The sequence below is a fragment of the Acidiluteibacter sp. genome (genome assembly GCF_055129545.1).
Map to the genome: position 1 here is coordinate 217,918 of NZ_JBSRUB010000012.1, position 18,438 is coordinate 236,355.

At 36.6% G+C, this 18,438-nt stretch carries 15 protein-coding genes and 2 tRNA genes; 4 read left to right on the forward strand and 13 right to left on the reverse strand.

Annotation, left to right across the window (positions count from 1 at the left end; genetic code table 11):
* The first annotated feature begins 2 nt into the window (after positions 1-2).
* On the forward strand, positions 3-1,403 hold the full coding sequence (locus ACTB0X_RS06035) for an FAD-binding oxidoreductase (protein WP_463024089.1): 1,401 nt from the start codon (positions 3-5) through the stop codon (positions 1,401-1,403).
* A 39-nt stretch (positions 1,404-1,442) separates the two neighbouring features.
* On the opposite strand, the gene ACTB0X_RS06040 is transcribed toward ACTB0X_RS06035, so the two are convergent.
* The 4 genes from ACTB0X_RS06040 to ACTB0X_RS06055 all read right to left on the reverse strand — a co-directional run bounded on the left by ACTB0X_RS06040 (position 1,443) and on the right by ACTB0X_RS06055 (position 4,413).
* Positions 1,443-2,783, reverse strand: coding sequence for a T9SS type A sorting domain-containing protein (locus tag ACTB0X_RS06040; protein ID WP_463024090.1), 1,341 nt, complete (start codon positions 2,781-2,783; stop codon positions 1,443-1,445).
* Between the two features lie 124 nt (positions 2,784-2,907).
* Positions 2,908-2,991: transfer RNA gene (locus ACTB0X_RS06045), tRNA-Leu, on the reverse strand.
* A gap of 72 nt (positions 2,992-3,063) precedes the next feature.
* A tRNA-Lys gene (locus tag ACTB0X_RS06050) sits at positions 3,064-3,136 on the reverse strand.
* A 113-nt stretch (positions 3,137-3,249) separates the two neighbouring features.
* On the reverse strand, positions 3,250-4,413 hold the full coding sequence (locus ACTB0X_RS06055; protein WP_463024092.1) for a hypothetical protein: 1,164 nt from the start codon (positions 4,411-4,413) through the stop codon (positions 3,250-3,252).
* A 77-nt stretch (positions 4,414-4,490) separates the two neighbouring features.
* On the opposite strand from ACTB0X_RS06055, the gene ACTB0X_RS06060 reads away from it, so the two are divergent.
* Entirely contained in the window at positions 4,491-5,306 is an 816-nt protein-coding gene (locus tag ACTB0X_RS06060; protein ID WP_463024093.1) for an SDR family oxidoreductase, read from the forward strand.
* Positions 5,307-5,804 (forward strand): shikimate kinase, encoded by a 498-nt coding sequence (locus ACTB0X_RS06065; protein WP_463024094.1) that lies wholly within the window; start codon positions 5,307-5,309, stop codon positions 5,802-5,804.
* On the opposite strand, the gene ACTB0X_RS06070 is transcribed toward ACTB0X_RS06065, so the two are convergent.
* The 4 genes from ACTB0X_RS06070 to ACTB0X_RS06085 form a co-directional block, all read right to left on the reverse strand.
* Positions 5,797-6,306 carry a phosphoribosyltransferase family protein gene (locus ACTB0X_RS06070; protein ID WP_463024095.1) on the reverse strand — a complete coding sequence of 170 codons (510 nt, stop codon included), beginning with the start codon at positions 6,304-6,306 and terminating at the stop codon, positions 5,797-5,799. The genes ACTB0X_RS06065 and ACTB0X_RS06070 overlap by 8 nt on opposite strands.
* 27 nt (positions 6,307-6,333) lie before the next feature.
* Positions 6,334-6,918 carry a class I SAM-dependent methyltransferase gene (locus ACTB0X_RS06075; RefSeq protein WP_463024096.1) on the reverse strand — a complete coding sequence of 195 codons (585 nt, stop codon included), beginning with the start codon at positions 6,916-6,918 and terminating at the stop codon, positions 6,334-6,336.
* On the reverse strand, positions 6,915-8,345 hold the full coding sequence (gene rlmD / locus ACTB0X_RS06080; RefSeq protein ID WP_463024097.1) for a 23S rRNA (uracil(1939)-C(5))-methyltransferase RlmD: 1,431 nt from the start codon (positions 8,343-8,345) through the stop codon (positions 6,915-6,917). The genes ACTB0X_RS06075 and rlmD overlap by 4 nt, the downstream gene beginning before the upstream one ends.
* Before the next feature lie 87 nt (positions 8,346-8,432).
* Positions 8,433-10,391 carry a tetratricopeptide repeat protein gene (locus tag ACTB0X_RS06085; RefSeq protein ID WP_463024098.1) on the reverse strand — a complete coding sequence of 653 codons (1,959 nt, stop codon included), beginning with the start codon at positions 10,389-10,391 and terminating at the stop codon, positions 8,433-8,435.
* A gap of 77 nt (positions 10,392-10,468) precedes the next feature.
* Here ACTB0X_RS06085 and rocD point away from each other — a divergent pair, with 77 nt between their 5' ends.
* Entirely contained in the window at positions 10,469-11,752 is a 1,284-nt protein-coding gene (gene rocD, locus ACTB0X_RS06090) for an ornithine--oxo-acid transaminase (RefSeq protein ID WP_463024099.1), read from the forward strand.
* A 56-nt stretch (positions 11,753-11,808) separates the two neighbouring features.
* Here the strand turns inward: rocD and ACTB0X_RS06095 are convergent, their stop codons facing one another.
* The 5 genes from ACTB0X_RS06095 to ACTB0X_RS06115 all read right to left on the reverse strand — a co-directional run bounded on the left by ACTB0X_RS06095 (position 11,809) and on the right by ACTB0X_RS06115 (position 17,953).
* Positions 11,809-13,125 (reverse strand): HTTM domain-containing protein, encoded by a 1,317-nt coding sequence (locus tag ACTB0X_RS06095; RefSeq protein ID WP_463024100.1) that lies wholly within the window; start codon positions 13,123-13,125, stop codon positions 11,809-11,811.
* A gap of 36 nt (positions 13,126-13,161) precedes the next feature.
* Positions 13,162-14,055, reverse strand: coding sequence for an EamA family transporter (locus ACTB0X_RS06100; RefSeq protein WP_463024101.1), 894 nt, complete (start codon positions 14,053-14,055; stop codon positions 13,162-13,164).
* Positions 14,056-14,251: 196 nt separating this feature from the next.
* On the reverse strand, positions 14,252-15,412 hold the full coding sequence (locus ACTB0X_RS06105) for an iron-containing alcohol dehydrogenase (protein WP_463024102.1): 1,161 nt from the start codon (positions 15,410-15,412) through the stop codon (positions 14,252-14,254).
* A 157-nt stretch (positions 15,413-15,569) separates the two neighbouring features.
* Positions 15,570-17,042 carry a glyceraldehyde-3-phosphate dehydrogenase gene (locus tag ACTB0X_RS06110; RefSeq protein WP_463024103.1) on the reverse strand — a complete coding sequence of 491 codons (1,473 nt, stop codon included), beginning with the start codon at positions 17,040-17,042 and terminating at the stop codon, positions 15,570-15,572.
* A gap of 47 nt (positions 17,043-17,089) precedes the next feature.
* Positions 17,090-17,953, reverse strand: a complete 864-nt coding sequence (locus tag ACTB0X_RS06115; RefSeq protein ID WP_463024104.1) for a sigma-70 family RNA polymerase sigma factor — start codon at positions 17,951-17,953, stop codon at positions 17,090-17,092.
* Between the last annotated feature and the right edge of the window lie 485 nt (positions 17,954-18,438).

The following is an 18,438-nucleotide window of genomic DNA, read 5'->3' on the forward strand; positions in this document are numbered from 1 at the left end:
ACATGACATTTAATAAACTGACGCCTTCTGCAATTGATTATTTAATTTCAATTTGTCCGTCTCATACTTTAAAAGGAGAAGAACAATTTGAGCAGTATACCCATGATTACACCGAGGATTTAGTTTTTGAACCTGAATTGGTTTTAAAACCAAAAGAGGTCGCTGAGGTTTCAAAAATTTTAAAGTATTGTAATGAACATTCCATTTGTGTTACTCCAAGAGGAGCGGGTACTGGGTTAAGCGGTGGCGCATTGGCAGTGAAAGGTGGTGTACTAATTTCTTCTGAGAACTTAAATAGAATTTTAACGATAGATGAAGATAATTTGCAGGTGACCATCGAGCCTGGAGTAATTACTGAAGTATTGCAAAATGCAGTCAAAGAAAAAGGATTGTTTTACCCTCCGGATCCGGCAAGCAAAGGGAGTTGCTTTATCGGTGGAAATATAGCCGAGAATTCAGGAGGTCCGAAAGCAGTTAAGTATGGAGTAGTTAAAGATTATGTGTTAAATCTAGAATTGGTATTGCCAAATGGTGAAATCATTTGGACAGGAGCCAATGTGCTAAAGAATGCGACAGGTTATAACTTGACACAACTAATTGTTGGGAGTGAAGGGACGTTGGGGTTTGTTACTAAAATCGTTTTAAGATTGATTCCTCATCCGCAATTTGACGCTTTGATGTTAGTGCCATTCAATACCATTGAAGATGCCGCAAAAGCTGTTTCTGCCATTTTTAAAACAGGTGTAGTTCCTTCAGCAATGGAATTAATGGAACGAGATGCTATTTTAATGGCGCAAGATTTTATCGGTGATTATAGTTTGAAATTAGAACCCCAGACTCAAGCTCATTTATTAATTGAAGTTGATGGAAATGAAGAAGCTACTTTAATGAGTGAGTTGGAGAAAATTTATAGCATTATTGAGCAATTTGATTGTGGGGAAGTATTGATGGCAGATAATGAAGCACAGAAAAATAATTTGTGGCGGTTAAGACGAGTAGTGGGAGAAGCGGTTAAAAAACAATCCATTTACAAAGAAGAAGACACAGTGGTTCCTCGTGCTGCTTTGCCTGAATTACTTAAAATTGTGAAGTCAATTGGTGCTGAATATGGCTTTCGATCGGTGTGTTATGGACATGCAGGTGATGGAAATTTGCACATCAATATATTAAAGGATGACTTGAGTGATGAATTTTGGAATACGAAGCTTTCTTCTGCCATTCGTCAACTTTTTATAGAGGTCAAACGAATGGGAGGAACTATTTCAGGAGAGCACGGAATCGGATTGGTGCAAAAAGAATATATGGACATTCTATTTAACACCACTCATATCGAATTGATGAAAGGTATAAAAAAAGTTTTTGACCCCAATGGGATTATGAATCCAGGTAAAATATGGATGTAAAAAAAGGGAAGCGCGTTATTAGCTCACTTCCCTTTTCGATTATTTTGTTAGAATTATCTTTTTGGAAACCATTCCACTATTCGTTGGAATCGAAATGAAATAAATTCCACTTTCTAATTCAGAGATATTGAACTGTTGTTGCGAATTTAATACCTGAAATTCCTTTATTAATTGTCCGGTAATGGAACGAACAGAAACTGTCGAATTTAAGTTTTCGTTATTCAGGTTTAATGTGAATATTCCTTGAGAAGGATTGGGGTAGATAGAAAAACCATTTTGCTTGTTCTCGATAATACTAGTTGGAATGCATGGATTTACATTGATATCAAATGTAAAATTAGTGACACCACAGTTTTGGTCATCCAGTTGTATAGTGGGGTGGTAAGTTCCTGCTGTGTTCGGACTACCTAATATCCACTTAAAATTGACAGTACGACCTGTGGTAGTAAGTTTAGCCAAAGGCAATGTTTGTAAAAGACGAGCTCTTACATTTTGGTTGGCATCAAGGTCAGTAATATTGGCAAAAAAGTCTATGGTGTCGCCTAAACAAGCGGTTATAGAATAGTTGTTTGTATTATTAATACCACTTAAAGAAGGATTATGATTTGTAGCAACATTGTCGATCACCTCGATTGCCCACTCTCGTTGACTTTTTCCGGCTAACTGTCCATTTTTATATTCCGAAACAAGCACATTTATAAGGTATTTTCCATTAGCTGTAGGATTAACTGTTAAAACTCCGGTTGATGGATTTAAAGTAGAGGTTCCATTTGGGCCAAAAGGATCATTGGTTGTGTATCCTGAGGGATAGTTTCCCGAAGCATCCGCAAAAGCGTAAACTAGGGAGTCCCCATTTATATCTGAAGCAGATAAATCGATATCGGTAGCGCTATTTTTTTGTGCAAATCGAATCACAGAAGTATTAAACTGAGCGGAAGTATTTTGACGACTAAAAAATAAAATCTCTGCTTTAACTTCCTCCATTCCAACTGGGCTTTGCAGATTGTTGCGCGGAGGCATGCAGCATGGACCATCAAGAGTTAAGACCACCCCATTACAATTGAGTGAGGGGAATGTAAATTGTGTTTTGTATTCGACGATAATATGCGGATCAATTAGAGAGCAAGATATATTAGAGGCATAATTGGTGTCATATTGTAGTTGTAAACTTCCTAAAGAGCAATTGTTTCTATAGTCAACGGTTAAGTTTGGACGAATGATTGGATTGCCTGCAACGTATGCAATAAATGAAGTGACTCTTATTTCATAGGTGCTGCCAGTTAAATGTTTGTATGAAATTTCAGCACCGATAAAGTCAGAAGCAATGGCTTGGGTGAATAGAAAACCTGTTAAGAGAAGAGATAATATAATTTTTTTCATGGTTTTATAGATTGTTTTTTTACTAGGACGTTGATGAGGTGGAAGAAGTTGCCTAAAATTGAGGATGAAGTTGAGATAAACAAAAAAAGCAGCAAGTTTTTCAACTCGCTGCTTTTCTAAAAAGTGCCCCGAACGGGATTCGAACCTGCACATCCATACGGACACATGGCCCTCAACCATGCCTGTCTACCAGTTTCAGCACCGGGGCAATTTCGTTTAAAGATAAACGATTCTGCTTAAATCAAAAAAAGGACAGATAAAAATATCCGTCCTTTTTTTGTGACTTGTCTGGGGTTCGAACCCAGGACCCCATCCTTAAAAGGGATGTGCTCTACCAGCTGAGCTAACAAGTCCTGCTTTGTTAAGCGGTTGCAAATATAAAGCGATTATTCAAATTGACAAAGCGGAATCGACTGATTTTTTTCTTTTTTTTAATCTTTTTTTTAAGTCCCTTTTATAAAGGGGTTTACTTTATGATTTTTGTGCGCTCAAAGGGCTTGTTTCGGTCAAAAAGGTAGCGATAGGTGCATAAAGTACGCAACTTATCCGCTCCTAAATTCTCAATAACGTGAATCATCTTCGGATTAAAGTCACCAATCCAGGTAATCACCGCTTCTTTGTATTTACTTTTTATCGCCACTTGCTTCTTGATGCTGTTAAATAATGCACCTTCTAGTCCTTTACTTTGATGATCTGGATCAATACCAAAAGCCAACCCAAAGAATGTATCACAAACCCCCATTTTTTGATAGAGTAAAAATTTCAATTTTCCCCACCAATTAAAATTGTCACCCACTCGTTTGAAGATTTGATTGATCTCGGGCAATGCAATAAAAAATCCAACAGGAATTCCTTTGAAATATGCAAAATGAATTAAGTCTTCATCAAGAATCGGCTTGATTGTTTTCATAATAATCATGGCCTGCTTTTGCTCCATTGGCTTAAAGGCTTCATGTTTTACCCAAGCTCGATTGTAGATTGTTCTAAAGTCTTCGGCATATTTATACAAATCCGATTTATCAATCGTCTTAAAGGTATATTCAGGTGATTTAGCAATTCGGTTTGCTTTATCAATTAATACTTCTGCTAGTTCATCTGTGGTATTTCTAGAGTATATGTATTGTTCGTAATACACTTTGAACCCATAATTTTCAAAGAATGAGACGTAGTATTCAGGATTGTAATTCTGACAATAATAAGGTGGAGCGGTAAAATTTTTGGTTACTAATCCCCAATATTTATCTTTTTCACCAAAGTTTATTGGTCCATCCATGGCTTCCATTCCTCTTTCTTCCAGCCATTTCTTTGCGGTATCTAGCATTAAGAAGGCAGCATCCTGATTATTGATGCATTCAAAAAATCCAATTCCACCTGTTGGCTGTTTAAACCCTTTCGAGGTTTTTTGATTAATGAAAGCCGCTAGACGACCAATGGTTTTATTGCTGCTATCTTTTAAAATCCAACGAACTGCCTCTCCATTTCTAAATAGTTTATTGGTCTTTTTGTCAAATATCTTTTCAATATCTTGACGCAAATGGGGAATCCAATTTGGGTCATTTTTATACAGTCGGTTCGGAAAGTCTAAAAACTCTTTGGTATTTTTTTTGTCGTTAACCTCAAGAATATTCATTGGAAGTGTACATTTACGTAATTATTTCTAACAGCAAAGAAATACACTTTATCTTTATTTTCAAATAAAGTCATACTATGAAAGGTAAGGTCGTCATCGTAACGGGCGCAACTTCTGGAATCGGCAAAGCAACTGCGGAGTACTTCGGTCTGAATGGCAGTAAGGTAGCTATTGTAGCTCGCCATGCAGAAAATGTGGAAACTACTGTAAATACTTTTAAATCCAAAGGTGTTGATTGCATAGGTATAGTTGCTGATGTTGGCATTAAAGCTGACTGTAAACGATTAGTTGATGAAACGATTGCTGCTTTTCAGTCTATAGATGTGTTGATTAACAATGCTGGCATCTCAATGAGGGCACTTTTTGTAGAAGCTGATATCAGCGTCATCGAAAAAGTGATGCAAGTTAATTTCTGGGGAACAGTCTACGCTACTAAATACGCACTTCCGCATATTTTAAAGAATGGAGGTTCTGTAGTTGGTGTTTCTTCGGTTGGTGGATTAATTGGTTTGCCTGCAAGAACTGGTTATTCTGCCTCTAAATATGCCATGCAAGGTTTTTTAAACTCACTTCGCACAGAAAATAAAAAAACAGGATTGCATGTAATGGTGGCTTGTCCAGGATTTACATCTTCTAATATTAGAAATACTGCATTGACTGCTGATGGCTCGCCACAAGGCACTTCTCCAAGAGAAGAAGGTAAAATGATGAGCGCCGAAAAGGTAGCAGGATATATTTATAGAGGTGTTACTAAACGTAAAAGAACGGTGACAATGACATTAGACGGCCTGTTAGTGCGTGGATTAAGTCGAATTTTTCCTAAACTATTTGAACGTGTAGTCTATAACACCTTAGCAAAAGAACCCAATTCTCCTTTTGAAAAATTAGATTAGATGAAACTTTTTATCCTTGGTTTCATGGGTTCTGGTAAAACGAAGTTGGGTAAAAAAGTAGCGCACCACCTCAATTTACCTTTTTTTGATTTAGATCAATTCATAGAGGAAAAGGAAGGAAAAACGATTACAACTATTTTTGAAGAAGGTGGCGAAGAGGGATTTCGGTTGATTGAAAAAGGTACACTTGAATCGCTTATAAATCAACATTCTAATTTTGTTTTGTCAACTGGCGGTGGAACACCTTGTTTCTTCAATAATATGGATTTAATGAATGACGTCGGTAAAACGATTTACCTTAAATTGGACCCGAATATATTATTTGGGCGGTTGAAATCAGCCCAAGCGAAACGCCCTTTAATTGCCAATCTTACTGAAGAAGAATTAAAACTATATATAGAGCAGAAGCTTTTAGAAAGAGAAATTTATTACTCAAAAGCGCAGCTTATTGCAGATGCTCCAAACCTTACGCCAAATAGAATTCTTTCACTTATTTAAGGTGAACACTATGTTTACCTGAAGGACTGAATTTGACTTCTACATGATCTTGCAAAGTAGTAGACAAAGAAGTGCCCACATAGTCTGCACTTATTGGGAAACGACGGTGATTTCGATTGACTAAAACTGCTGTAGAGAGCTTTTTTATAGGTCCATTCAGGAAATAATTCACTCCATAGATTAACGTTTTTCCTGAATTCAACACATCATCAACAACAATGATCACCTTGTCGGAAAGGTCTTTTTCGTTTATAGATAACTCAATTTTACTCTCTATCGGATTGTCTTTGTTAATTTTTAATTCAACCAATTGAATTTTAATTTTCGAGATCTTCTCCAACGTTTCACTCAATAGTTGAGCGAATTGATATCCTTTTGGTGCAATACCCGCAATAATAATCTCTTTCTCGGTATAGTTGTCCTCAAAAATTTGATAAGCAATTCTATTCACCTTTTGGATGATCTTATCATGATCTAAAATCAGAGTTTTACTAGCTGCCATATCTGTTGTTTGAATTCAAATTTAAGTCTATTTCTGAAGAATCATAAATAATTCTCTACCTGATCGTGGTTTTATACTGTTGTGACTTTCTACTAATGTTTTAATCTTAAACAACGGTTCGAAGTAGGTTAGGTATTCTTTTCGAGTTCCTCCAAATGGAGGACTGTTTTCGCCAAAATCTTCGCTCCACAGTAATCCTACTAATTTTCCGTTTGGAGCAAGTAAACCAAAAGTTTTCTCAGCGTAATGCTTTCGCAATGTTCGGTCAATTGCGCAAAAAAAAGTTTGTTCAACGATCAAATCATAGGTTCCTTCATGGTCAAAATAATTTCCTTCAATGAGGTAATTCTCAGAAATAGTAGGATTATTCTTCTTGAAATTAGCCAATGCTGTTGGCGATAAATCAATTAAGTATGAGTTAGTAAAGCCATTCTCATGTAAGTAGGCTAATTCGTACGCATTTCCACCACCAGGAATCAGAATTCTAAGACTCTTATCTTTTAATTGATCAATGTATTCTTTTAGAGCAGGACTAACACCGCCCAAATCCCAACCGGTTTGACCTTCTTGATATCGATTGTCCCAATAAGTTTTATCTAGTTTGGCTTTCATCTTCTTTCTAATAACACCACATTTTCTATATGATGTGTGTGTGGGAACATGTCGACTGCTTGTACTTTTATGACTTTGTAATTTACGTCTAACGCTTGTAAGTCTCTTGCTTGGGTTGCTGGGTTACAACTCACATAGACAATTCGTTCTGGATTCATTTCCAACATTCGCTCAACTACTGAAGGGTGCATCCCTGCTCTCGGAGGATCTGTAATGATGACATCAGGTTTTCCATTTTTTGTTACAAAATCTGCTGTCAACACATCCTTCATATCTCCTGCAAAAAACGCAGTATTACTAATTCCATTCAATTCAGAATTGTGTTTGGCATCCTCAATCGCTTCTGGTACATATTCTACTCCGACCACTTTTTTAGCTGATTTCGCAACATAATTCGCGATGGTTCCTGTTCCAGTATATAAATCGTAAACCGTTTGATCCGATTGGATATTTGCGAATTTAGCCGTGATTTGATATAAGTTTTCTGCTTGTTCTGAGTTGGTTTGATAGAAGGATTTAGGGCCGACTTTAAATTGAATCTTTTTAGTTGGATCTTGAAAGTCAGTCATCGCTTCTAGCATGTGGTCATTCCCCTTGAATGTTATCACTTCTTGGTCGCCAATCGTGTCATTTGCTTTTCCATTGATCACATACAACAAACTAGTGATCTGTGGGAATTCATCTGCCAAATGCTGCATCAGGCCAATTCTATTTTCTTTTTCTTCCTGAAAGAAAACCACGATCACCATTAATTCACCTGTTGATGAAGTTCTGATAATCAGATTTCGCAGTAAACCATGTTGATCACGGATGTCGAAAAAAGAGAGATTGTTCGCTTTCGCATAGGCTCTGACTGCTAAGCGAATCTGATTGGAGGGATCAGATTGCAAATAACAATGGTTGATGTCCAGTACTTTATCAAATCGACCTGGAACGTGAAATCCCAAGCCATCTTGGTCCAATTCATTTTCTTCTGCAATCTCTTCCTCTGTAAACCATCGTTTGTTAGAGAAAGTATATTCTAATTTATTACGGTAATAAGTTGTTTTAGGCGCTCCAAGGATGGGTTCAAATTCAGGTAAATCTATTTTTGCTAAACGCTCTAAATTGTCTTTCACTTGCTTGGCTTTATAGCCCAATTGATCTTCATAAGAAAGGAATTGCCACTTGCAGCCACCGCAAGTTCCAAAATGCTCGCAGAATGGTTCTACACGTTTTTCAGAATATTTATGAAATTTGATGGCTTTGCCTTCAACGTAGTTTCTTTTCTTTTTTGTGACTTGGATGTCTACCACATCGCCTGGAACAGCATTGCTCAAGAAGATCACTAAATCATCTACTTTCGCTAATGTTTTACCTTCGGCAACTGCATCCAAAACAGTCACATTTTCCATTATTGGAATATGTTTTCTTATTCTTCTTCCCATGGGCGCAAAATTACTTTTTTAAGAGGGGTTTTAATAATCGGATTGCTTAGTTCCTTAAAAAAATGATTTTAAAGAAATATTCATCCATTAATTCGAATTATTCAACTGATTTAATCGGTTGACTACTTCAGGAATTCCTGGTTGTATATTTTGAATGGCATCCAATGCTGCTCTTTCATTGACATATTCGCCCATTTGACCATAAGCGATGGCCATATTGAAATAAGCATCTACATTATTAGGGTCGATTTGCAAAGCTTTCTGATAATATTTAATGGCTTCTGCTGGTCGACCCAAAAAGCCTTCAGAGGTACCAATAAAATTATAGGCTTCTATGTTGGACGGATCTAACTCTATGACCTTAAGAAAGTATTGTTTCGCAGCTTCGAAATCACCTAAAGTTCCAGCAATGTTTCCCATCAAGCTATAAGCATCAATTGTCGGGGTTGTATTCGTAAATACAATTAAATTATTGAGTGCTTCTTTTTGTTTTCCTTTGGCAACCTGAACTGTGGCCAAATTAAAATAGGCTTTAGTATAGGTTGGGTCCTTCTTTAACAATAAGTTGAAAACCTTTTCTGATAAATCAAACTGGTTATTGTATTTATAGGTCAATGCTAAATTGTTGTATGCATCCCAATACCCAGGGTAAATTTCTACTGCTCTTTGCAAGAAGAAAGCACTTTGAGTATAGAAGTTTTGTTTTGTTATTTTATTCTTTACTTCATTTCCTTGTTGGGTTAGTATGCTGCCATAATTATAATTTATTCGAGCACTCTCTTTTCCGTCTAAAATATCGGCTGAATAGAGTGTAGAGTTGTTTTTCCAATCAGCATTCCGATCGATTGTTTTGGCGCTCAACAAAGCGAGAATAGGAAGGAAGGTTAAATAAAAAATAGTTTGCTTTCGGAGGAGCAATTTGTTGAACAATAGTGCTACTATCACACAAAATGCGATGGATGGAACAAACAAGAAGCGCTCAGCAAATAAGGCCCCGATTGTAATAATCAATTGGGAAACCACAGCAATGGAAACCAGGTAAAACGCAATTAGGGCAGCGATTTGATTCTTTTTAAAAAAACCAACAATTCCAAAAATAAGTGATCCGAAGAACAACAGCACACCTGCAATCCCTTGCCAAGTGTTGAGCGCAACTATTGGAATTAAATTATACGAGTAATCGTGTAGTAATACATTTGGGAATATTAGTTTCTTTAGATATAAAACTTGTAGATAAAAAGCGGTGCCATATCTCTCAGAAAGACTTTCGGTATGCGCGGCTGGGTTGTTCAAAAGTTCAGAGAGTCCTTCGCTAACTGGTGTGGGCATCGAATTGATAATATATGAATGCCACCCATAAAATAAAGCCGAAAGTACAAGCATTAAAGCCGCAGGTTTAACGAGGTTTTCTATAGAAATGTCTTTCTTGATCCACAATAAAATTGGAATGGCTAAAAAGTAGGTAATGGCTGATTCCTTTGAAAAGAGCGCCAATGTGTAGATCGTTAATGCAAAGATGAGGTTCTTTACATGGCCTTTCTCTAGGTAATTTAACCAATGAATAGCACTCCACAGCAAGAACAAAGAAGCGAAAAGTTCATCACGACTTTTGATGTTGGCCACGACTTCTGTATGAATCGGATGTGCTGCAAACAGCAAAGAGGCAATCAAAGCGATGTATTGCCCATCAGTGCCAAATAATCTGGATAGTAATCGAAAAAGCAAGAGGACGATACATCCAAAGAGCAAGATGTTGATGAAGTGACTCACAGTTGGATTATCCTCAAAAAGTTGATACTCTAAAGCGAAGGTCAGCGGTGCCATTGGACGATACAGTCCATCATTGAAATTATTGACTCCTTGCAGTAAGTTGGTGGTCAAAATTTCATCCATTCCACTGATGCCTTGCGTCACATAATCATGGTCGAGGATTACTGCAAAATCATCGAGTGCATATTCATTTTTTAGGGTGTTTGAATAAAGAAGTACCCCAAATATAAAAGGCAGCCAATAGAGGTGTTTATTTTGGATTAGTTTTTCTAACATGGTGTCTATCTAAAATATTCCGTTCAAATATAGATATATTTGTACTTCAATTTTTGTAGAATTAAAGTAGACGAGAGATGAGTTTAACACTAGAAAAGATTAACGCTTCAAATCAAGCGATAGAGATGGAAGACAAATATGGTGCACACAACTATCATCCACTTCCGGTGGTTTTAGCGAAAGGAGAGGGTGTACATGTTTGGGATGTAGAAGGAAAGAAGTATTATGATTTTTTATCTGCTTATTCGGCTGTTAATCAAGGTCATTGTCATCCAAAAATTGTCAATGCATTAGTAGAGCAAGCGAAAACATTAACGCTGACTTCGCGAGCATTTTATAACGATGTATTGGGGCCTTTTGAAAAGTACATTACCAATTACTTTGACTATGACAAAGTGCTTCCAATGAATACAGGAGCTGAAGCTGTGGAAACAGCAATTAAATTATGCAGAAAGTGGGCATATGAAAAGAATGGAATTCATGAAGATGCTGCAAAAATTATTGTTGCAGATGGAAACTTTCATGGAAGAACCACTACGATTGTTTCGTTCTCAAACGATACAAACGCACGTAAAAATTTCGGTCCATATACTCCTGGTTTTATCAATGTTCCTTACAATGATTTAGGAGCACTTGCTGAGGCATTGAAGCAAGATAACATAGCTGGATTTTTAGTGGAGCCAATTCAAGGTGAAGCTGGTGTATTTGTTCCAGATGATAATTACATGGCTGAAGCGGCCCGTTTGTGTAAAGAAGCTGGTGTGTTATTATTGGCAGATGAAGTTCAAACTGGGATCGGCAGAACAGGAAGTCTATTGGCTGTTTGTAAAGGATGTACTTGCTCCGGGAAAACATGCGAAAGTAAGGCTGGATATAAACCTGATATTTTGATTTTAGGTAAAGCAGTTTCTGGTGGTGTTTTTCCAGTTTCAGCAGTTTTAGCCAACGACGAAGTAATGAATGTGATTAAGCCTGGTCAGCATGGTTCTACTTTTGGTGGAAACCCTCTAGGTTGTAAAGTGGCTATCGCTGCTTTGGATGTGATTGTTGATGAAGACTTGACCGCTAAAGCAGGTACTTTAGGAGATTTGTTTAGAGCCGAAATTAATAAATATGTTGAGGTGTCTAACTTGGTTTCTTTGGTTAGAGGTAGAGGATTGTTAAACGCTATTGTGATTAATGATTCAGAGGATAGTTCCACAGCTTGGGATATCTGTGTGGCCCTAAAAGAAAATGGACTATTGGCAAAACCAACTCATGGGAACATTATCCGTTTTGCTCCACCATTGGTGATGACGGAAGCAGAATTGAGAGAATGTATTGACATTATTATTTCTACGTTGAAGCAATTCGAGAAGTAAGAGAAAATAATCAGATAAACCTAAAGGTCCGCTTGGTATTTCCAAGCGGACTTTTTTTATTCTTTCAATTCCACGACATAATCTCTTTCTTCAAAAATACCTTCTTTCACTTTAGACAAATCCATGTCTTTATAAAGCATTTGTGCTGGTCGACCATTAAAGGAGACTTTGACTTTGGCTTTTACTTCAATGTTTCGAAGTCCTTTTTTTTCTGCTGTTTCTCGAATAGCTTTTGCTAGTTGAACTCCAGTTTCAGGATGCATACTCAACAAACGTAATTGATCGTCATTCAAACCAAAGCTTCTTAAATCCACATTGATGACTTCTTTTTTGTCATAATTCATCACGGCAAATTCGAGTTGCTCCGTTTTTCTAGCTTGGATTTTCATCCGCCACGAAAAATATTGAGCTTTACCAGTCCATTCTGTATTTCCTTCAAAAAGTAAATGCCGAAACGGCAATGCAAGCTGAATGATGAAATAAATGGCCAATCCGATAATCACTTTTTTATTGAAGGCAAAGCTTTCAGTTGCATTAGATTGAACTGTTTTTAAAGTTGGTAAGTATTTGGTAAGAAAACTTCTGAAAGTGTCTGGTTCGATGAATAAAACCAATGCGCCCATCATCAAGAAAGGAAAAATATTGATGTCGTCAAACAGCCATGCATTCATAATATTGAAAATTAGCGCAGCGATAAGCGCCAGTTTTCGTGTCGGTTTGTAGAATAAAAGAAATCCAATGATTAGATCGAATGCTAATCCTCCATAACTGATAAAATAAATGGCAGCCTCAGATTGCAACATTGAACTCATTGCTGAGCTCGCAGCTTTCTGCTCTAAAATGGTTTTGACTGGTTCCATTTTAATCAACCAATCAGAGTTGATTTTGGCGATGCCTCCATAAAAATAAACAATCACTAATTGCAATTGGAACAATACTAACTGCCAGTTAGGGATATGCTTCGTTGATCCCTTTTTAATACTCAAAGCTTCGTCAGAAGAGGTGATTGCAAAAAAAGCAGCCAATAAACAGATCAAGTATAAGTGGTTGTTGTAGTAGGCTTTATCTATTAGTAGGATGTAGCTAAATACAAAGAAAATATACCAAGAAGCTACTTTCAAGTATTTGCCAATAATCATAAATACAGAAGCCACAAGCAAGCCAATGACCAAAATAGAAAGTAAACCTTTTGGTAACGGTTGGATAAAAGTGGCAAAATCATAATTGAAATGAACCTGCGGACTTGTAAGAAATACAGATACAAAATTGATCTTTAAAAGGTAAAGCGACTCCCATAAAAAGCAGATTCCGAATACAATTCGAAAGAAGCTTAATGTGATTGGATCTTTGGGCTGGAATAATAATTTTTTCAACGGTGTAGATTTTGAACGTTGAAGATAAATATTATCCTATATAGTTTTAACTTTTTTCTGATAATTCATCAAAACCACCGCCAAAAGGATCAATACAATTCCCATCCATTGCGATGGAATTATATTTTCATTGAGCACGATATAGGCCATGATTACTGAGATTGGAAGTTCAACTGCACCAACAATAGTTCCGGCTGCTGTACCCGCAGAAGGCATTCCATATGCAAAAAGAATGGGAGGTAACACGGTGCCGAATAGGGCTAACGGAATTCCGTAGGAGATAAAAATATTAGTATTGAAGTTGCCTGTATAAGCAATCAATCCATAAATAAAGATGATCACAAACCCTCCACTCAGCATCCAAAAACTACGGTGCAGTGCCTTCATATTTAATGCAACTTTGCCAGATGTATACACTGTAATAGTGTAGGAGATAGAAGCCAAGAAGCCGAATAAAAATCCCAATCCATTCAATTCATCTAAAGAAGTATTGAAGATTTTAGCAGAGAGTGCGGTTCCAATAAGCACTACTATTGCGGCCACTATTTTCTGCTTAGAAGGTTTTTTACGTTCAATCAGCCATTCTACAATGACACCCATCCAAGTGCTTTGCATCAGCAAAACGATGGCAATGGAAACATCGATGTTTTTTACACACAAATAATAGAGCACACTGGTAAGTCCCATGGATGTCCCGGCAATCATTAGTTTTCGTTTAGAAGCGATACTAGGAGTAGCTTTTATTTGTTTTTTGCTGGTTAGTAATACGATTCCTAATAAAGCAACCCATCCGATCGCGAATTGAGAGAAGGTGATTTCTAAAGTGCTGAAGCCATTGTTGTACGCCACCTTTACAATGGTGGCCAATACACCATAACTGCATGCTCCTAAGAACACTAAAAATACTCCCCAATAAATCGATTTTCGCATAGTCATTGAATCAAAACAGCCGATAAAGATACCCTTATCGGCTGGATTACAAGTTATATAAAATTAGATAAGTTTATGTAAGTCTTGTCAATTATTTAATTTCTCTATATCAGTAGTGCTCCTCAAAAAGGAAACCCGATTGTCGAAGGCAAGAAAAATTGATATATTGATTCATCGATAAATTGATATATTGAATCTAATAACTCATTTCTATGATTTTCTCTACGTCACTCGGAGTGATTTCTTTTCGTTCGCCCATGGCTACCCAACCTCTTTCTTCAAAACGACCTTTGATTAATTGAGCGAATCCTTCATAGTCTTTAGTATATTCAGACAGTTTGGTAGAGATCTCCATTTCATGGAAGAAATCTACTGTTTTTTCTATTGCTTGTTCTGCTTTTTCTAAAGTACTTCCTGAAGATATTCCCCAAACACGTTCGCCATACTGAGCTAATTTTTCCTTCTTACCTTCTAGTTTGTAGCGGTATAAATTAGGACCAATAATCGCTAAAGTTCTAGCATGGTCAATTTCAAATGCAGCGGTTAATTCATGACCAATTCCATGTGTTGCCCAATCGGTAGGAACGCCTTTTTGGATTAAACCATTCAGCGCCATTGTGCAGCACCACATAAAGTTACTCGCCGCCTCATAGTCAGATGTGTCTTTGATGATTTTTGGAGCAGTTTCTACCAAGGTCTGTAAAATTCCTTCTGCAATTCGATCTTGTAAATGAGCGCCTGCTGGATAGGTAATGTATTGTTCCAAAACGTGCGTAAAGGCATCGGTGATTCCGTTTACAATTTGTCGTTTCGGGATAGAAGCAATCACCTGTGGATCTAACACAGAGAATTGTGGAAATAAACCTGGACCGCCCATGCCTAATTTTTCTTTGGTTTCCTCATTTGAAACCACTGCACCAGAGTTCATTTCTGAACCCGTTGCCGGTAAGGTTAACACGGTTCCAAATGGCATTCCCACTTCAGTTCGAATTGATTTTTTCAGGATATCCCAAGGATTGTCGCCTTCATATAATGCAGCGCTTGATAAGAATTTAGTGCCATCAATTACGGACCCACCACCAACTGCTAATAAAAACGTGATGTTTTCAGATTTGATCACCTCTAAAGCTCTCAATAAAGTGTGGTATTTTGGATTGGCTTCTATTCCTCCAAATTCTATCACAGAATGCTTGCTTAATGCATTTGTAACTTGGTCATAAATGCCATTTTTCTTAATGCTTCCGCCTCCGTATAGCATTAATACTTTTGCATCGGTAGGGATTTCTGTTGCTATTTTTTCTATTTGACCTTTGCCAAATATGATTTTTGTTGGATTCTTATATTCGAAATTTAACATGTCTTTTTTTGTATTAAATGATACAATAAAGGTACACGTTATGCGAAGAATTGTTTTGTCAAGAAAGCTTAAAAAAGCAAGAAATGAAATTAGTCGAAAACAAAAAGGCCCTTGATTTTAACAATCAAAGGCCTTTCAAATTTATATGGTTGATCTATTAATAATAAATCAATCTTCTCACTTTAGAAATATATTTCGCTAAACGAATTACTTGTTTCGTGTATCCAAACTCATTGTCATACCATACATATAGCACAACATTCTTCTTGTCTGGAGAAACAATCGTAGCAGGGCTATCAAATACTGAACAGCAAGAGTTACCAACGATATCAGAAGAAACCAATTCAGGATCTACTGAGTAGTAAATCTGATTCACTAAATTTCCTTCCAATGCTGCATTTCTCATTACTTCATTCACTTCTTCGAAAGAGGTTTCAGTTTTTAACGAAAGATTCATGATCGCTAAAGATCCGTTTGGAGTAGGAACTCGCACTGCATTCGCAGTTAATTTGTCTTGCAATTGAGGCAATACTTTAGTTACCGCTTTTCCGGCACCTGTTTCAGTAATGACCATGTTGATTGCTGCAGAACGACCTCTTCGAGTGCTGCTGTGCATATTGTCCAATAAGTTTTGGTCATTGGTATAAGCATGCACTGTTTCGATGTGGCCTTTTTCGATTTTGAATTTATCCTCAATTACTTTCAATACTGGAACGATAGCGTTGGTAGTACAAGAAGCAGCAGAATAAATGTTTTCTTTTTCGATGTCAGTTTCACCTTGGTTTACACCGTATACAATGTTTGGAATTTCTTTACCAGGAGCAGTTAAAATAACACGCTCTACGCCTTTAGATTTCAAGTGTCTGCTCAATGCAGTTCTATCTTTAAAAACTCCAGTATTGTCAATTACTAATGCATTATTGATTCCATAAGCAGTGTAATCAATCTCGTCTGGGTTATTTCCGTTGATCATTTGAATCACTTGACCATTAACAGTCATTGTGCGTTCAGCAGCATCCACTTCTACAATTCCTTCAAAAGCGCCATGAACAGAGTCATTTCTCAATAATGCGGCTCTTTTTTCTAAAGCGGCCTCGTTGTCACCTCTTGTTACAATCGCTCTTAATCTCAATTGTTGACCTTTTCCAGCTTGTTTAATTAGCTCTCTTGCTGCGATACGGCCAATACGACCAAATCCATAAAGGATCACATCTCTCGGTTCTAACTGACTTTTTTCTTGTCCAATCATTCCTTCTAACTTATTAGCTATGAAGTCTGATTTAGTAGCGAAGTTTTCTTCTTCTGCTAACCACTCACTCGCTAACTTACCAATGTCAATTTTAGAAGGAGCTAAGTCTAACTTTAAAAGCTCTTTTGCCAATTCGTTGGTTTCGTAGATACTTACTTTACTGTTGGTAAAGTTTTGAGTGGTGTTGTGCAATTTCAATACTTCAGAAACACTTTCATCAACTAAAGTGTGACGGAATAATACCAATTCAACTGATTTGTTATAAAGTAAATTGCCGATTGAATTGATTAACTCTACCGCCTGCATTTTGTGGTCGATCCAGTTGTTCAATTCGCTTTCAAATTCACTCGTAACCACAGGTTTTCTCATTTCTGTGCTCATAATTAATATGTTAGATTTGTATGTGTGAAAAAAATAATTTCAATTCATTAACCCAAGTAGTCCTTTAATAAGTTGCTTCTTGAGGTGTGTTTTAATTTATTAATTGCTTTTTCTTTTATTTGTCTTACTCGTTCTCTAGTCAATTCAAAACGCTCTCCGATTTCTTCCAATGACAAGCAATGCTTGCAATTGATGCCATAAAATAATTTCAATATTTCACGCTCTCTTGCTGTTAATGTAGCTAAGCTGCGCTCCACTTCATTGCAAAGGGATTCGTTCATCAATAAATTGTCAGAACTCAAACAATCGAAATCTTGCAAAACATCCAACAGAGTTCCATCTTCTCCTTCACTAAAAGGGGCATCAACTGATACACTTCTACCTGAAACTTTCATTGATTCTTCTATTTTATCTTCAGGTAATTCTAAGATGTTTGCTAATTCATCGGCAGTAGGAGGTCGCTCAAATTCTTGTTCTAGCTGCGAAAATGCTTTTCTTATTTTGTTGATTGATCCCACTTGATTCAGCGGTAACCGTACAATTCTAGATTGATCTGCAATCGCCTGTAAAATAGATTGTCTAATCCACCAAACGGCATAAGAAATAAACTTAAACCCTCTTGTTTCATCAAATTTCTGAGCAGCCTTAATCAAACCTAAGTTTCCTTCGTTGATTAAGTCTGGTAGTGTTAAGCCTTGATTTTGATATTGCTTAGATACAGAAACGACAAATCGTAAGTTAGCCAATACCAGCTTATCCAATGCAACTTGATCTCCTTCTCGAATTCGAACAGCCAGTTCGACTTCTTCTTCAGCATTAATAAGACCTTCTTTGGAAATGTCTTGAAGATACTTCTCTAAAGAAGCACTCTCTCTGTTAGTTATAGACTTGGTTATCTTTAGCTGACGCATTCAATAAAGTTTGATTTGCCCCTAAAATTGGGAATGCAAATGTACTTTTTTTACTTCGATTAAATCAATATTGCTTCAATTAGTCTATATGTTCAATTTGTGAATGGACAATTTATCAATGATTCAATGAAACAATATTTCAAAGTAGTGTATCGGTAATTAATTTTCAGGTTTATGGAATTTATCCAATTGCTGAATATATAAGAAATTAATAATTTATTAGCCTTTTTTAATTGTTTAAAACTTGTTGTAGTTCTGAAGCTTACTGTTTACAAGGAAATTTTGAATGTATAGGCTAATATTTTTAAGTATTGGTTATAAGTTGATTGAGACGACTGTTTTTTTAACTATTTTTAAGCTTCAAACCTACTCACTTTTATCAAGATGACTGTCAGCACTTTTATTCACTTTCGTTTTTCTACGCTAAAAAGGCTGCATCTCAAAGTAGGTAGTATTTTCTCACTCAATTATCGAATTCTATTCTT

What these genes read in the sequence shown, in the direction of transcription:
- ACTB0X_RS06035 (WP_463024089.1), top strand. Translation starts at nt 3, where the DNA reads ATGACATTTAATAAACTGACGCCTTCTGCAATTGATTATTTAATTTCA.
- ACTB0X_RS06040 (WP_463024090.1), bottom strand. Translation starts at nt 2,783, where the DNA reads ATGAAAAAAATTATATTATCTCTTCTCTTAACAGGTTTTCTATTCACC.
- ACTB0X_RS06055 (WP_463024092.1), bottom strand. Translation starts at nt 4,413, where the DNA reads ATGAATATTCTTGAGGTTAACGACAAAAAAAATACCAAAGAGTTTTTA.
- ACTB0X_RS06060 (WP_463024093.1), top strand. Translation starts at nt 4,491, where the DNA reads ATGAAAGGTAAGGTCGTCATCGTAACGGGCGCAACTTCTGGAATCGGC.
- ACTB0X_RS06065 (WP_463024094.1), top strand. Translation starts at nt 5,307, where the DNA reads ATGAAACTTTTTATCCTTGGTTTCATGGGTTCTGGTAAAACGAAGTTG.
- ACTB0X_RS06070 (WP_463024095.1), bottom strand. Translation starts at nt 6,306, where the DNA reads ATGGCAGCTAGTAAAACTCTGATTTTAGATCATGATAAGATCATCCAA.
- ACTB0X_RS06075 (WP_463024096.1), bottom strand. Translation starts at nt 6,918, where the DNA reads ATGAAAGCCAAACTAGATAAAACTTATTGGGACAATCGATATCAAGAA.
- rlmD (WP_463024097.1), bottom strand. Translation starts at nt 8,345, where the DNA reads ATGGGAAGAAGAATAAGAAAACATATTCCAATAATGGAAAATGTGACT.
- ACTB0X_RS06085 (WP_463024098.1), bottom strand. Translation starts at nt 10,391, where the DNA reads ATGTTAGAAAAACTAATCCAAAATAAACACCTCTATTGGCTGCCTTTT.
- rocD (WP_463024099.1), top strand. Translation starts at nt 10,469, where the DNA reads ATGAGTTTAACACTAGAAAAGATTAACGCTTCAAATCAAGCGATAGAG.
- ACTB0X_RS06100 (WP_463024101.1), bottom strand. Translation starts at nt 14,055, where the DNA reads ATGCGAAAATCGATTTATTGGGGAGTATTTTTAGTGTTCTTAGGAGCA.
- ACTB0X_RS06105 (WP_463024102.1), bottom strand. Translation starts at nt 15,412, where the DNA reads ATGTTAAATTTCGAATATAAGAATCCAACAAAAATCATATTTGGCAAA.
- ACTB0X_RS06110 (WP_463024103.1), bottom strand. Translation starts at nt 17,042, where the DNA reads ATGAGCACAGAAATGAGAAAACCTGTGGTTACGAGTGAATTTGAAAGC.
- ACTB0X_RS06115 (WP_463024104.1), bottom strand. Translation starts at nt 17,953, where the DNA reads ATGCGTCAGCTAAAGATAACCAAGTCTATAACTAACAGAGAGAGTGCT.